The organism is Streptomyces sp. NRRL S-244 (assembly GCF_000717915.1).
Classification (GTDB): domain Bacteria; phylum Actinomycetota; class Actinomycetes; order Streptomycetales; family Streptomycetaceae; genus Streptomyces.
In genome coordinates, this window is sequence record NZ_JOCX01000008.1 from 114,711 (window position 1) to 129,124 (window position 14,414).

Annotated in this window: 12 protein-coding genes; 1 reads left to right on the plus strand and 11 read right to left on the minus strand. The window is 70.7% G+C overall.

What is annotated here, in order from left to right; genetic code table 11:
* Nucleotides 1–21 precede the first annotated feature (21 nt).
* Together lspA and IF02_RS34315 are read right to left on the minus strand one after the other, a co-directional pair.
* On the minus strand, nt 22–582 hold the full coding sequence (lspA, locus tag IF02_RS0111610; protein ID WP_030155982.1) for a signal peptidase II: 561 nt from the start codon (nt 580–582) through the stop codon (nt 22–24).
* Nucleotides 583–713: 131 nt separating this feature from the next.
* A complete protein-coding gene (locus IF02_RS34315) occupies nt 714–1,628 on the minus strand; it encodes a TraR/DksA family transcriptional regulator (RefSeq protein ID WP_030155983.1) in 915 nt (304 codons plus the stop codon).
* 605 nt (nt 1,629–2,233) lie between these two features.
* Between IF02_RS34315 and ileS the strand changes: the two genes are divergently transcribed.
* On the plus strand, nt 2,234–5,380 hold the full coding sequence (gene ileS / locus IF02_RS0111620) for an isoleucine--tRNA ligase (protein ID WP_030155985.1): 3,147 nt from the start codon (nt 2,234–2,236) through the stop codon (nt 5,378–5,380).
* Nucleotides 5,381–5,572: 192 nt separating this feature from the next.
* Here ileS and IF02_RS0111625 read toward each other — a convergent pair whose 3' ends face one another.
* From IF02_RS0111625 to ftsW, 9 genes are all read right to left on the minus strand, one after another.
* On the minus strand, nt 5,573–6,805 hold the full coding sequence (locus tag IF02_RS0111625) for a DivIVA domain-containing protein (RefSeq protein ID WP_030155986.1): 1,233 nt from the start codon (nt 6,803–6,805) through the stop codon (nt 5,573–5,575).
* Nucleotides 6,806–6,887: 82 nt separating this feature from the next.
* Complete coding sequence (locus IF02_RS0111630) at nt 6,888–7,184, minus strand: YggT family protein (RefSeq protein WP_030155988.1); 297 nt, start codon at nt 7,182–7,184, stop codon at nt 6,888–6,890.
* A 60-nt stretch (nt 7,185–7,244) separates the two neighbouring features.
* Nucleotides 7,245–7,853 carry a cell division protein SepF gene (locus IF02_RS0111635; protein ID WP_030155990.1) on the minus strand — a complete coding sequence of 203 codons (609 nt, stop codon included), beginning with the start codon at nt 7,851–7,853 and terminating at the stop codon, nt 7,245–7,247.
* A 151-nt stretch (nt 7,854–8,004) separates the two neighbouring features.
* The gene (locus IF02_RS0111640) at nt 8,005–8,724 is read right to left on the minus strand and encodes a YggS family pyridoxal phosphate-dependent enzyme (protein WP_030155992.1); all 720 of its coding nucleotides are present in this window, start codon (nt 8,722–8,724) and stop codon (nt 8,005–8,007) included.
* Nucleotides 8,724–9,503: a peptidoglycan editing factor PgeF gene (pgeF, locus tag IF02_RS0111645; RefSeq protein WP_030155994.1), complete on the minus strand. Its 780-nt coding sequence runs from the start codon at nt 9,501–9,503 to the stop codon at nt 8,724–8,726. Before pgeF ends, IF02_RS0111640 begins: the two co-directional genes overlap by 1 nt.
* Nucleotides 9,500–10,705 (minus strand): cell division protein FtsZ, encoded by a 1,206-nt coding sequence (gene ftsZ / locus IF02_RS0111650; protein WP_030155996.1) that lies wholly within the window; start codon nt 10,703–10,705, stop codon nt 9,500–9,502. The genes pgeF and ftsZ overlap by 4 nt, the downstream gene beginning before the upstream one ends.
* A 280-nt stretch (nt 10,706–10,985) precedes the next feature.
* Nucleotides 10,986–11,837, minus strand: a complete 852-nt coding sequence (locus IF02_RS0111655; RefSeq protein WP_030155998.1) for an FtsQ-type POTRA domain-containing protein — start codon at nt 11,835–11,837, stop codon at nt 10,986–10,988.
* A gap of 16 nt (nt 11,838–11,853) precedes the next feature.
* The gene (murG, locus tag IF02_RS0111660; protein ID WP_030156000.1) at nt 11,854–12,948 is read right to left on the minus strand and encodes an undecaprenyldiphospho-muramoylpentapeptide beta-N-acetylglucosaminyltransferase; all 1,095 of its coding nucleotides are present in this window, start codon (nt 12,946–12,948) and stop codon (nt 11,854–11,856) included.
* A gap of 6 nt (nt 12,949–12,954) precedes the next feature.
* Nucleotides 12,955–14,361, minus strand: a complete 1,407-nt coding sequence (ftsW, locus tag IF02_RS0111665) for a putative lipid II flippase FtsW (protein WP_030156001.1) — start codon at nt 14,359–14,361, stop codon at nt 12,955–12,957.
* Nucleotides 14,362–14,414: the final 53 nt, after the last annotated feature.

The window sequence follows — 14,414 nt, forward strand, 5'->3', positions numbered from 1 at the left end:
GACGGCGCACCCGTCCCGCGATCAGTCCTTGTGGACCGTACCGTCCGGGTCCAGACCCCGGAACGACAGCAGCACGATCAGGATGCCGCCGCACACGATCGCCGAGTCCGCGAGGTTGAAGACGGCGAAGTGGGCGGGCGCGATGAAGTCGACCACGGCGCCCCGGAACACCCCCGGCGAACGGAAGATCCGGTCGGTGAGGTTGCCCAGCGCACCGCCGAGCAGCAGGCCCAGCGCGATCGCCCACGGCAGGCTGTAGAGCTTGCGGGCCAGCCGCACGATCACGATGATCACGGTGGCCGCGATGCACGTGAAGATGATGGTGAAGGCCTCGCCGAAGCCGAACGCGGCGCCCGGATTGCGGATCGCCTCGAACTTCAGCAGGTCGCCGATGATCCGGATCGGCGGCTGGTGCTCCAGCTTCGCGACGACGAGCATCTTGCTGCCGAAGTCGAGCAGGTAGGCGAGCAGCGCGACGACGAGCAGCGCGACGATCCGCCGGCGCCCCTTGGGCGCGGCGGACTCCGGCTGGGCGTCGTCCCCGACCTCCGGCGTACCGATGATGCTCTCCGCCTCTGCCACGTGAGTCCCTCGACTAGCTCGAACCAGGTTGCCCACGGCACGGCCCTACGGCCCTGCCGGGTCCCTGGACCCCGACGAGACACGAGAGTACGTCAGGGTCCGCCCGCCGCGGCAGCCCGGCCCGTGCCCCCTCAGTGCCTGCGCTCCTGCTTCTGCTTGCAGTCCACGCACAGCGTCGCCCGCGGGAACGCCTGCATCCTGGCCTTGCCGATGGGCCGGCCGCAGTTCTCGCAGAGCCCGTACGTGCCCGCGTCCAGCCGCTCCAGGGCCCGCTCGGTCTGTTCGAGCATCTCGCGGGCGTTCGCGGCGAGGGCCAGCTCGGACTCCCGGGTGATGTTCTTGGTGCCCGTGTCGGCCTGGTCGTCGCCGGCTCCGTCACCGGAGTCGCGCATCAGGCCCGAGATGGCCTCGTCGGAGGCCTGGAGCTCGTCGCGCAGCCGCAGCACCTCGCTCTGGAGCTCGGCACGGGCCTCGGCCACCTCCGCCGGGGTCCAGGGGTCCTCGCCGGGCCGTACGGCCAGCTCGCCCGGCGCCAGGGCCGCTGCTGCGGTGGCCCTGGCCTTCGGCAGACCGCTGGTGGCGGCCGCAGCCGTCTTCCTGGCCGTGCCGGTGCTCTTCTTGGCAACCACTTTCCGGGCTCCCGTCTGTTGCGCGGCCTGCGCCGCCCCCTCGGCCCCGGCCGCCTTGGCCGTGGCCTTCCTCGCGGTCGTCTTCCCGACGCCGGTCGCCTTCTCGGTGGCCGCCTTCGCCGCGGCCGTCGTGTTCACGGCCGAGGCCTTCTTGGCCGAGGTCTTCCCGGCGGCGGTCTTCCCGGCCACCGCCTTCTTGGCGGGCGCCTTCTTGGCCGCCGATTTGGCCGGCGCCTTGGCCGCCGTCTTGGCCGGCGCCTTGGTCGCCGTCTTGGCCGTGGAGTTCAGAGCCGTCTTCTTCCCGGCAGCGGTCGTCTTCTTCCGGGCCGGAGCCGGGTCCTCGGCCGCCGCAGCCTTCCCGGCGGCCTTTCCGACAGCCTTCTCGGCAGTTCTCCCGGCGGTCTTCTTCGCCACCATGGCCGCGGCCCCTTCACATACTGTGATCTTGCTCGCGAATCGTGCCGGAACGATAAATCGACTCCGGCCTCGCGGCAACGGGGCACGCGTCCATCGATGCCAACCTGCATCCGTTGTGCCCAGCAGGGAGCCCGGTAATCCGCCACTCCCGTCACACCCGAGTCCGGACCGGCCCATCGGCCCATTCGGGTCACGCCGCCACCCTCCCGGCCCCGCCCCCCGAGCCCGCCCCCGAGCCCGGCCGAAACCCCTGCCCCGACCCCCCGTAAACCGGTCTGCCGAGCGCGCCCCCGCCCCGTACACTGGGCCCAGCGAAAGGCATGGACGGGGACGAGTAGCGTCGGACGCAGCCATGAGCGACCCGGGGACGGTGAGAGCCCGGGGGCGAGCGCGATGCGAAGGATCACCCCTGAGCCGCCGGAAGAAAGCCCGCACGGATTCCCGTGGGGCCAGTAGAACCGGCTTCGCACCCCAATGAGGGGGCCACCGGATCCGTCCGGTGGCCAAGGAGGGTGGTACCGCGGGAGCAGCGCGTCCTTGAAACGAGGGCGGCTCTCGTCCCTCCGGACGGAAGTGACACCCCGCCGGAGGAAGAGTTCAGCCTCATGACCACACCGCCGCAGTACCGCCCGGTACCCGCCCAGGTCGACCTGCCCGCCCTCGAGCACGCCGTTCTCGACTTCTGGCGCGAGAGCAAGACCTTCGCCAAGACCCTGGAGCAGTCCGAGGGCCGCCCCGAGTGGGTCTTCTACGAGGGCCCGCCCACCGCCAACGGCATGCCCGGCGCGCACCACATCGAGGCCCGCGTCTTCAAGGACGTCTTCCCCCGGTTCCGCACCATGCGCGGCTACCACGTGGCCCGCAAGGCCGGCTGGGACTGCCACGGCCTGCCCGTCGAGCTCGCCGTCGAGAAGGAGCTCGGCTTCAACGGCAAGCAGGACATCGAGGCGTACGGCATCGCCGAGTTCAACGCCAAGTGCCGCGAGTCCGTGACCCGCCACACCGACGCGTTCGCCGACCTCACGACCCGGATGGGCTACTGGGTCGACCTGGACGACGCGTACCGGACCATGGACCCCGAGTACGTCGAGTCCGTGTGGTGGTCGCTGAAGGAGATCTTCAACAAGGGCCTGCTCACCCAGGACCACCGCGTCGCCCCCTGGTGCCCGCGCTGCGGCACCGGCCTCTCCGACCACGAGCTGGCCCAGGGCTACGAGACGGTCGTCGACCCCTCCGTCTACGTCCGCTTCCCGCTCACCTCCGGCCCGCTGGCCGGCGAGGCCGCGCTGCTGGTCTGGACGACGACCCCCTGGACCCTGGTGTCCAACACCGCGGTCGCCGCGCACCCCGAGGTCACCTACGTGGTCGCCACGAACGGTGAGGAGAAGCTGGTCGTCGCCCAGCCGCTGCTGGAGAAGTCCCTGGGCGAGGGCTGGGAGGCCACCGGCCAGAGCTTCACGGGCAAGGAGATGGAGCGCTGGACGTACGAGCGTCCGTTCTCCCTCGTGGAGTTCCCGGCTCCGGCCCACTACGTCGTGAACGCCGAGTACGTCACGACCGAGGACGGCACCGGTCTGGTCCACCAGTCCCCCGCCTTCGGCGCCGACGACCTCGCGGTCTGCCGCGCGTACGGCCTGCCCGTCGTGAACCCGGTCCGCCCCGACGGCACCTTCGAGGAGGAGGTCCCGCTGGTCGGCGGCGTCTTCTTCAAGAAGGCCGACGAGAAGCTGACCGCCGACCTCGACGCGCGCGGCCTGCTCTTCAAGCACATCGCCTATGAGCACAGCTACCCGCACTGCTGGCGCTGCCACACGGCCCTGCTCTACTACGCGCAGCCGTCCTGGTACATCCGCACCACCGCCGTCAAGGACGCGATGCTGCGGGAGAACGAGAAGACGAACTGGTTCCCGGACTCGGTCAAGCAGGGCCGCTTCGGCGACTGGCTGAACAACAACATCGACTGGGCGCTCTCCCGCAACCGCTACTGGGGCACCCCGCTGCCGATCTGGCGCTGCGAGGAGAACCACCTCACCTGCGTCGGCTCCCGCGCCGAGCTGGGCGAGCTGTCCGGGCAGGACCTCTCCGCCCTGGACCCGCACCGCCCGTACATCGACGACGTCACCTTCACCTGCACCGCCGACGGCTGCTCGCTGGAGGCCGTCCGGGTGCCGGAGGTCATCGACGCCTGGTACGACTCGGGCTCGATGCCGTTCGCGCAGTGGGGATACCCGCACAAGAACAAGGAGATCTTCGAGAAGCGCTACCCGGCGCAGTTCATCTCGGAGGCCATCGACCAGACGCGCGGGTGGTTCTACACGCTGATGGCGGTCGGCACCCTCGTCTTCGACAAGTCCTCCTACGAGAACGTGGTCTGCCTGGGCCACATCCTCGCCGAGGACGGCCGCAAGATGTCCAAGCACCTGGGCAACACCCTCGAGCCGATCCAGCTCATGGACCAGCACGGCGCGGACGCGGTGCGCTGGTTCATGGCGGCCGGCGGCTCCCCGTGGGCGGCCCGCCGCGTGGGCCACGGCACGATCCAGGAGGTGGTCCGCAAGACCCTCCTCACGTACTGGAACACGGTCGCCTTCCAGGCGCTGTACGCCCGTACGTCGAACTGGGCCCCGTCGGCGGCCGACCCGGCCCCGGCGGACCGCACGGTCCTGGACCGCTGGCTCCTCTCGGAACTCCACACCCTCACGTCCGAGGTCACGGAGGCGATGGAGTCGTACGACACCCAGCGCGCCGGCAAGCTGCTCTCCTCCTTCGTGGACGACCTGTCCAACTGGTACGTGCGCCGCTCGCGCCGCCGCTTCTGGCAGGGCGACGCCTCGGCGCTGCGCACCCTGCACGACGTGGTCGAGACCGTGACCCGCCTCCTGGCCCCCCTCACCCCCTTCATCACGGAGCGGGTCTGGCAGGACATGATCGTCCCGGTCACCCCGGACGCGCCGGAGTCGGTCCACCTGTCCACGTGGCCGACGGCGGACACCTCGGCGATCGACCCGACCCTCTCCCAGCAGATGCTGCTGGTCCGCCGCCTGGTGGAGCTGGGCCGGGCCACGCGTGCCGAGTCGGGCGTCAAGACCCGCCAGCCGCTGTCCCGGGCCCTGGTCGGCGCGGTGGGCTTCGACGCCCTGTCCCCCGAGCTCCAGGCCCAGATCACGGAGGAGCTGAACGTCTCCTCGCTGGCCTCCCTGTCGGAGGTCGGCGGCTCGCTGGTCGACACCACGGCGAAGGCGAACTTCCGGGCGCTGGGCAAGCGCTTCGGCAAGGGCGTCCAGGACGTGGCGAAGGCGGTGGCCGCGGCCGACGCGGCGGCGCTGTCCCTGGCCCTGCGCTCGGGCGGGGCCGTGGTGGAGGTGAACGGCGAGTCGATCACCCTCACCCCGGAGGAGGTCATCATCACGGAGACCCCGCGTGAGGGCTGGTCGGTGGCGTCCGACTCCGGCGCGACGGTCGCCCTGGACCTGGAGATCACCCCGGAGCTGCGGCTGGCGGGCCTGGCGCGTGACGCGATCCGCCTGATCCAGGAGGCCCGGAAGAACTCCGGCCTGGACGTCGCGGACCGGATCGCCCTGCGCTGGTCCTCGTCGGACCCGGAGGTCGTGACGGCCCTGACGGACCACGCGGCGCTGATCGCGGACGAGGTCCTGTCGACGGACTACGCGTCCGGCGACGCGGACGCCGCGTACGGCGAGCCGTTCACGGACGAGTCCCTCGGCCTGACGTTCCGCCTCCGCAAGGCGTAGCCTCCCGGCCCGAGCGGCCCGCGCCCCCTGCCGGGGGGTGCGGGCCGTTTTGCTTGGCCCACGCCGCGCAGCGGGCCACGGCAGCCACGGCGGCCACGGCGGCCACGGCGGCCGGGTACGGAAACGGGCCGGGCCCGGTGCCCCCGAAGGGGAACCGGGCCCGGCCCGTGACTGCCGACCTACCGGCGGCGCCTAGTTGTCGTCCTCGTCGATCAGGAAGCCGCGCATCGGCGACGGCGTCTGCTGCATCGGCTGCGGAGCGGCCGGCCGCACCGGAGCCATCGGCTGCGTCATCGCGGGAGACATCTGCTGCTGACCACCGTACGAGGGGCCGCCCATCGGGGACGGGCCACCCATCGGCGAGGGACCGCCCATGGGGGACGGAGCGCCCATCGACGGGTTGCTCATGGAGTGGCCCATGGCTCCGGCCGGAGCCATCGACGGGGTCGGCGACGGCGGCAGCGCCGGGCCGGCCGGGTTGCGCGGCGGGGCCAGGGAGTCGTCCGCCTGGGTCTCCAGCTGGCGCAGCTGCGACTCCAGGTAGGACTTCAGGCGCGTACGGTACTCACGCTCGAAGCCCCGCAGGTCCTCGACCTTGCGCTCCAGCGTGGCGCGGGCGGACTCCAGGGAGCCCATCGCGACGCGGTGCTTCTCCTGGGCGTCCCGCTCCAGCGCGTCGGCCTTGGCGCGGGCGTCCCGCTCCAGGCCCTCGGCGCGGCTGCGCGCCTCGCCGACGATCTTGTTGGCCTCGGAGCGGGCCTCCGCGATCGCCTGGTCGGCGGTCTGCTGCGCCAGCGACAGGACGCGGGCGGCGCTGTCGCCACCGGGGCCCTGCTGCGGGAGCTGCGGCTGCTGCTGCATCTGCTGCATCTGCTGACCCATGGGCTGCATCTGCTGGCCCATCGGCTGCATCTGCTGGCCCATGGGCTGCATCTGCTGGCCGAGCGGGTTCTGGCCGCCCATGGACTGCTGGCCCATGCCCTGCTGGCCCATCTGCTGCTGGCCACCCATGGTGTGCATGGGGCCGCCCATCGGACCCGGGCCGCCCGGACCCTGCGGTCCGTGTCCACCGGGGCCGGCCGGAAGCTGCGGCTGGCCGCCCGGCAGCTGCGGCGGGCCCATCTGCGGCGGGCCCTGCTGCGCCGGCGGGCCGGATATGGCGGCGGGCACGGGGGCGCCGGGGCCTCCGGGGCCGCGCTGGTCCTGGGGCTCGGGCTTGCGCATGCCCTGCTGCTGCTGGTTCTGCGCGGCGGCACGCGTGGCGGCGGCCAGCTTGGCGCGCAGGTCCTCGTTCTCGCGCAGCAGGCGCGTCAGTTCGGACTCGACCTCGTCGAGGAAGGCATCGACCTCGTCCTCGTCATAGCCTTCTCGGAGGCGGACGGTCGTGAACTGCTTGTTCCGCACGTCCTCGGGAGTCAGCGGCATGTCTTCTTCACCTCTACGTAGTCGTCGGCAGTCGGCAAGACCGTATCGGGACTGTCCCCGCGCTCGCGGGGAAGCTCATCGTTCACACGCTTCTCGCAGCGGTGCTCACGAAACTGATGAGGATGTAAACGATGATCATCAGAACGAAGAAGGACAGGTCGAGTGCCACGCCCCCGAGACGCAACGGCGGAATGAAACGCCGGAGAAGCTTGAGCGGTGGATCGGTGACAGTGTAGGTGGCCTCAAGGACGACCACCATCGCCTTGCCGGGTGTCCATGAACGTGCGAACTGGAAGACGTAGTCCATCACCAGTCGGAAGATCAGCACGATAAGGAAGCACATCAGCGCGATGTAGACCACCTGCAGTGCGACGCCCATCCCGCGCTTCCCTCTCCCCTGCTCTCGCTCTGTCCCCGGCCCCGTGTCTGACGGATCGGTCTAGCTTTGGTTGAAGAACCCGCCCTCCGCGATGCGGGCCTTGTCCTCCGCCGTGACATCGACGTTAGCAGGCGACAGCAGGAACACCTTCTGTGTCACGCGTTCAATGCTGCCGTGCAGGCCGAAGACGAGGCCGGCGGCAAAGTCGACAAGTCGCTTCGCATCCGTGTCGTCCATCTCCGTGAGGTTCATGATCACCGGAGTGCCCTCACGGAAGTGTTCCCCGATGGTACGGGCCTCGTTGTAGGTCCGGGGGTGCAGCGTCGTGATGCGGTACGGCTCCCGCTCGGAGACGACCTTGGGCATGATCACGGGGGCGTTCTTCTCCAGGTTCGAGCGTTCAGGTGTGATGGATGCCACGGGGGCAATTCGCGCAGGACGTCCGTTTTCCACCGGCAATGGGATGGGTTCCCGTTGCGCCGGAGGCTGGGTAACTCGTACCGGTTCGTCCGTTACGGGCGGTTGGTGCACGGCCTGCTGGCGCCGGCGGTCCCGCTCCGGTTCCGGCTCGGGCTCGAATTCGTCGTCGGGGTCGTACCCCGGGTTGTCGTACCGGTCGTCCTCCACGAGGCCGAGGTAGACCGCCATCTTGCGCATCGCGCCGGCCATTCTCTGAATCCTCCGCTCTGTGGTGGATCGCCCTGTCGCAGGTGTGTCGCTGTGTCACCAAAGTCACCAACTGCCCGCGATCCACGTGGTCTGTCCGCCCGTCAGCGGGAATGACCATATTTTCTGCTGTGGTCCGACTTTCTTCGCGACGTTACCCGAGCCGGGGTCTCGCGCCGAGTACCGCAGTGCCGACGCGTACATGTGTCGCACCGGCCGCAACGGCCTGTTCCAGGTCTGCGCTCATCCCGGCCGACACCATCGTGGCAGTCGGATGGTCCGCGCGCAGGCGGGATGACAATTCCACCAGCCGCTCGAAAGCGGCCTGTTCGCGTCCCGCGTAGGCCCCGGCGAGCGGAGCGACGGTCATCAGACCGTCGAGCCGCAGTCCCGGCGCCCCGGCCACGAGGCCGGCCAGTTCGGCCAGCTGCTCCGGAGCGGCGCCGCCCCGGGTGCCGCGCTCCCCCGACTCCGCGTCGAGGGCGATCTGTACGAGGCAGCCGAGTTCGCGCCCGGCCCCCTGCGCGGCCGCCGAGAGCACCGTGACGAGCTTCGGCCGGTCGACGGACTGAACGACATGCGCGTATCCCGCCACGGAACGGACTTTGTTCGTCTGCAACTGGCCCACGAAGTGCCAGGTGAGCGGCAGATCCGCGCAGGCCGCGGCCTTGGGGGCGGCGTCCTGGTCACGATTCTCCGCCACATGGCGGACCCCGAGGTCCGCCAGCAGTCGTACGTCACTCGCGGGGTAGGTCTTGGTGACGACGATGAGCGTCACCTCGTCCCGTCCCCGCCCCGCGGCCGCGCAGGCGGACGAGATACGTTCCTCCACCCGCGCGAGGTTCTCCGCGAGCTCCGACTTACGGTCCGTCATCAGTCTTTTCCTACCGGGGGTCCGGGGGTCGCCCCCCGGGAAGACACGGTGTCCAGCCAGACATATCCGGCAAGCCGCCCGGTCACCCGGTCACGGCGGTACGAGAAGTGGTCTCGCGACTCCAGTGTGCAGAACGCCGAGCGGTGCAGGTTCACCACCCCCGCCTCCGCGAGCTGGGCGTGCACCCCGGCGACCACGTCGACGGACGGGGTCCCCCAACTCGTCTCGCCGTAGGCGGCCGGTACCACCTCGGCGACCGCGGCCCGCATCTCGGCCGGCACTTCGTAGCAGCGCCCGCAGACCGCCGGGCCGGTACGGGCGACGATCCGCCCGGGCTCGGCCCCGAGGGAGACCATCGCCTCCACGGCGGCGGGCACCACTCCGGCGACCAGTCCGGGCCGCCCCGCGTGGGCCGCGCCCGCGACCCCCGCGACGGGGTCGGCCAGCAGGACCGGGGTGCAGTCCGCGGTGAGCACCGCGAGGGCGAGCCCCCGACGTGCGGTCACCACCGCGTCCACCGCCGGGATGTCGGCGCCGGCGCCCCAGGGACCGGAGACCACCGCCACGTCACGGCCGTGCACCTGGTTCATCCAGACCACCTGGTCCGGCTCGATGCCCAGGGCCACGGCGGCGGCCGCCCGGTTCGCGAGAACGGCGGTGGGGTCGTCTCCGACCGCGCCGCCGAGATTGAGCTCCTCGTACGGAACGGCGCTCACCCCGCCCCACCGGTCGGTGAAGGCGAAGTGGGCGCCGCTCTCGTCGTACTGGTCCAGCGTCACTTCAAGAAGTCCGGGACATCCAGTTCCTCGGCCGGGCTGTCCTGGTACGGCCGGGCCGTCGGGACCTGCGGCGCGGGGGCCGCGGTCTCGATCGGAGCCGCCTCGACCGGGGTCGGGGGCTCTTCGCGCGGGGTGACCGTGCCCAGTCCGCCGAAGGCCGGGCGCACCGGCTCGGCCGCGCGGACCGGCGCCGGGGCCGGCTCCTCGCGCTTGGTGGACGCAGCGCCGATGACGTTGTCCCGGCGGGCCGGGGGCTGTCCGCCGTCGAAGCCGGCGGCGATGACCGTGACCCGTACCTCGTCGCCGAGCGCGTCGTCGATGACGGCGCCGAAGATGATGTTCGCCTCGGGGTGCGCGGCCTCGCTCACCAGCTGCGCGGCCTCGTTGATCTCGAAGAGGCCGAGGTCCGAGCCACCGGAGATGGAGAGGAGGACACCCCTCGCCCCGTCGATGGACGCCTCGAGCAGCGGCGAGGAGATCGCCATCTCGGCGGCGGCCACCGCGCGGTCGTCGCCGCGGGCCGAGCCGATGCCCATGAGGGCCGAGCCGGCCTCGGACATGACGGACTTGACGTCCGCGAAGTCGAGGTTGATCAGACCCGGGGTGGTGATGAGGTCGGTGATGCCCTGGACGCCCGAGAGCAGGACCTGGTCGGCCGACTTGAAGGCGTCCAGGACCGAGACCTGGCGGTCCGAGATGGACAGCAGCCGGTCGTTCGGGATGACGATGAGGGTGTCGACCTCTTCGCGGAGCTCGGCGATGCCGTCCTCCGCCTGGTTCGCGCGGCGCCGGCCCTCGAAGGTGAACGGCCGGGTGACCACACCGATCGTCAGGGCGCCGAGCGAGCGCGCGATGTTGGCGACGACGGGCGCGCCGCCGGTGCCGGTGCCGCCGCCCTCGCCGGCGGTGACGAAGACCATGTCGGCCCCCTTGAGGACCTCCTCGATCTCCTCGCGGTGGTCCTCTGCCGCCTTGCGACCGACTGCCGGGTTGGCGCCGGCGCCGAGGCCCCGGGTGAGTTCACGGCCGACGTCGAGCTTGACGTCGGCGTCGCTCATCAACAGCGCCTGGGCGTCCGTGTTGATGGCGATGAACTCGACGCCCTTGAGACCGACCTCGATCATTCGGTTGATGGCATTGACACCACCGCCGCCGACACCGATGACCTTGATGACTGCGAGGTAGTTCTGCGGTGCTGCCACGTCGAAGGCCTCTCGCCTCGAGTTACGTGTCGCCGCCTCGCGGGCCTGCGTTGCGACGACTGATGCCGAAATGTGGGACGGTCCGAACGCGCCGACCCGAACCCTAACCCTGAAGTTTAGGGTTAAGTATGTGCCTGTTCCCTGGACTCTTCCGAACAGGACACTAAGTCGACAAGTAGCGCGTGTTCAACGAACACGCCGAACCTCCCGTTTTTCTTTTCACCCTATGTGATCACCCGTATCGGTGGCCAACCAGGGTGCGTCGCTGTTCGACCCGACGTCAACTCCCGGACACGGCAGGGGCGGTGGGGACGCTCACGTCAAAGTGGTCAGCCTTGGGCGCGGCTTTCAGCAGAGCCGTCAGCGCGCGTCCCTTCGCCTCGCCCTGCTCGCCGCTGCCCCACACCACGGTCCGGCCGCGGGTCAACTCCAGTACGACCGAGTCGTACGAGCCCACCCTGACCTGCACGGTCTCCTTGGCGACCGCTTCGGGGAGGTCGCCGGCGACGCCCACGGCCTCGTGCAGCAGCCGCTCCTCGTCGAAGCGGCGGCCGCTCGGCGACTGCGCCGCGGACAATTCGAGGACCGGAACGCCCGCGGGAGCTTTCGCGGCCGTGTCGAATCGCACACCCGAAGCGTCCACTTCCACGAACTTGGCGTCCTTTTTGATGAGCAGGACGGGTTTGCGCTCCGTCACTTTCAGCCCGATTCCGTGCGGCCAGGCCCGCACCACCTCGACCGAATCGACGCGGGCCAGCCGGCTGCGGACCCGGCCCGCGATCTCGTCGGTGTCCACGGACACCAGCGGCGCCCCGACCGGTACGGCCGCCGCGGCCAGCACCTGCTCGGGGGTCAGCACCTGCGTTCCGCTCGTGGTCACCTTCTCGACGCGGAGCCAGGAGGAGCCGTAGAGCACCCAGCTGCCGCCCCCGGCGAGGAGGACGGCGGCGAGGAGGGAGAGCAGCACGGGGCCCCGGTGCCGCAGGCGCCGGACGAGGCGCTGAACACCGGGGCTCCGGGGGCCGGATCCCTTCGACGACCTGGGCGGCTTGGGCGGCTTGGGAGAGCCGGAGCCCTTGCCCTTCCGGGCGGACCCGGGGTTGCCGCGCTGTGCGGTCGTCGCTCCGGCCACTCCTGTGCCTCCTGCGCTAGCGGTTCCTGTGTGCGGCGATCGCCTCGTACACCATCGCCACGAGCAGGTCGTCGGCGTCGCGGCGGCCGAACTCGGCGGCGGCGCGGGACATCTCGTACAGGCGGTGCGGGTCGGCGAGCACCGGGAGGACCTGGCTGAGCACCCACTCGGGCGTCAGCTCCGCGTCGTCGACGAGCAGGCCGCCGCCGGCCTTGACCACCGGCTGGGCGTTGAGCCGCTGTTCGCCGTTGCCGATCGGCAGCGGGACGTACGCGGCGGGCAGCCCGACGGCGGAGAGTTCGGCGACGGTCATCGCGCCCGCGCGGCACAGCATCATGTCGGCGGCGGCGTACGCGAGATCCATCCGGTCCACGTACGGTACCGGCACATACGGCGGCATCCCGGGCATGTTGTCGACACGCGGCAGTTCGTTCTTCGGGCCGACCGCGTGCAGGATCTGGATCCCGGAGCGCTGGAGGGTCGGAGCGACCGCCTGGATGGTCTCGTTGAGGCGGCGGGCGCCCTGCGAGCCGCCGGAGACCAGCAGGGTCGGCAGGTTGGGGTCCAGGCCGAAGGCGGCGCGCGCCTCCGGGCGGACCGCGGCCCGGTCCAGGGTGGAGATGCTGCGGCGCAGCGGGATGCCCACGTAGCGGGCGCCGCGCAGCTTGCTGTCGGGGGTGGAGACCGCGACGGCGTGCGCGTAGCGGGAGCCGATCTTGTTGGCCAGTCCCGGACGGGCATTGGCCTCGTGGACGATGATCGGCACCCCGAGCCGCTTGGCCGCGAGGTAGCCGGGCAGGGCCACGTAGCCGCCGAAGCCGACGACGCAGTCGGCCTTGGTGCGCTCCAGGATCTCCTCGGCGGCCTTGATCGTCCCGCGCAGCCGTCCTGGGACGGTGATGAGCTCGGGGGTGGGCTTGCGGGGCAGGGGGACGGCGGGGATCAGCCCCAGCTCATAGCCACGCTCGGGCACGAGGCGGGTTTCGAGCCCGCGCTCCGTGCCGAGGGCGGTGATGCCCACGGAAGGGTCCTGCCTGCGCAGGGCGTCCGCGAGGGCGAGCGCCGGCTCGATGTGGCCGGCGGTCCCCCCACCGGCGAGTACGACATGCACCGAAATTCACCGCTCTCCGGACGGACGCCTCTTGACGCTCCGTCTCATCGACTTCCATCTCTGCCCGGTCCGCTTCCAGCCGGTCTTCGGCTGGCGCATCGCGAGCGCCGCGCGCGCCGCCGGCTCCTCCCGCGCGAAGGCGATGAGCAGTCCGACCGCGAACATCGTCGGCAGCAGCGCGGACCCTCCGTACGAGAACAGCGGGAGCGGGACCCCGGCGATCGGCAGCAGACCGAGCACCGCACCGATGTTGATCACGGCCTGGGCCGTGATCCAGGTGGTCACGCCTCCCGCGGCATACCGTACGAAGGAGTCCTCCGTGCGTCCGGCCACGCGGATACCCGCATAGCCTAGAGCCGCGAACAGGGCGAGTACCGACAGCGTCCCCGCCAGACCCAGTTCCTCCCCGGTGATGGCAAAGATGAAGTCGGTGTGGGCTTCGGGCAGTTGCCCCCATTTTTCCACACTGGCACCCAAACCGGAACCGAACCATCCGCCGGATGCGAGGGCGTAGATCCCGTGCACGGCCTGCCAGCACAGATCGTTGCGGCCGGGTTCCGTCGCGCCGATGCAGGCGAGCCGGTCCATCCGGTGCGGGCTGGTCTTGATCAGCAGTGCGACGATCACACCCGCGAAGGCGAGCACCGCCACGAACATCCGCGTCGGGGCTCCAGCCAGCCACAGCAGGCCGAACAGGATGGCCCCGAGGATCATCGCGGTGCCCATGTCCCCGCCCAGCATGATCAGCCCGAGCAGCAGGAACGCCACCGGGACCAGCGGCACCAGCAGGTGCTTCCACTGGCTCAGCAGCTCCTTCTCGCCCTTGCGGGCCAGCAGGTCGGCGCCCCAGAGGATCAGTGCCAGCTTGCCGAACTCACTGGGCTGGAGCATGAACGGACCACCAAGGGAGATCCAATTCTGGTTGCCGTTGATCGCCACCCCTATCCCGGGGACCTGGACCAGGACCATCAGGAACAGGGTTCCCGCGAGCACCGGGTACGACAGCGCGCGGTGCAGTTTGACCGGCATCCGGGAGGCGACGAGCAGCAGCCCGGTGCCGATCAGGGCGGCCAGGAACTGCTTCTTGAAGAAGTACGCGTCGCCCAGCCCCAGCTGGAGGGCTTTGATCATCGAGGCCGAGTAGACCATCACCAGGCCGAGGACGGTGATGAGCAGCGAGCTGCCGAAGATCAGGTAATACGCGGTGAGGGGCCGGTCCCAGGCCTTGCGCAACTGCCGCTGCGTACGCCGCAGCCGCTCCAGCGGCCCGCGCCCGCCGGGCGGCCGCACGCTCCCCGCCGGACGCCTGCGGCCCTGTGCCTTGACCGTCCGGGCGGACTTGGCCCCGTTCAGGGACTTGGCGGCCTTCACGGCGGACGGCCGCCGCCCCGGCAGCACTTGCTTGGCCGGCATGTGTGACCTTCCCCTCCACTCGTACGAGGCGAGCAGCCGGTCGGGGAGGACTC

What these genes read in the sequence shown, in the direction of transcription:
- IF02_RS0111625 (WP_030155986.1), bottom strand. Translation starts at nt 6,805, where the DNA reads ATGCCGCTGACTCCCGAGGACGTGCGGAACAAGCAGTTCACGACCGTC.
- ftsW (WP_030156001.1), bottom strand. Translation starts at nt 14,361, where the DNA reads ATGCCGGCCAAGCAAGTGCTGCCGGGGCGGCGGCCGTCCGCCGTGAAG.
- IF02_RS0111630 (WP_030155988.1), bottom strand. Translation starts at nt 7,184, where the DNA reads ATGGGCGTCGCACTGCAGGTGGTCTACATCGCGCTGATGTGCTTCCTT.
- IF02_RS34315 (WP_030155983.1), bottom strand. Translation starts at nt 1,628, where the DNA reads ATGGTGGCGAAGAAGACCGCCGGGAGAACTGCCGAGAAGGCTGTCGGA.
- ileS (WP_030155985.1), top strand. Translation starts at nt 2,234, where the DNA reads ATGACCACACCGCCGCAGTACCGCCCGGTACCCGCCCAGGTCGACCTG.
- IF02_RS0111640 (WP_030155992.1), bottom strand. Translation starts at nt 8,724, where the DNA reads ATGACGGACCGTAAGTCGGAGCTCGCGGAGAACCTCGCGCGGGTGGAG.
- IF02_RS0111635 (WP_030155990.1), bottom strand. Translation starts at nt 7,853, where the DNA reads ATGGCCGGCGCGATGCGCAAGATGGCGGTCTACCTCGGCCTCGTGGAG.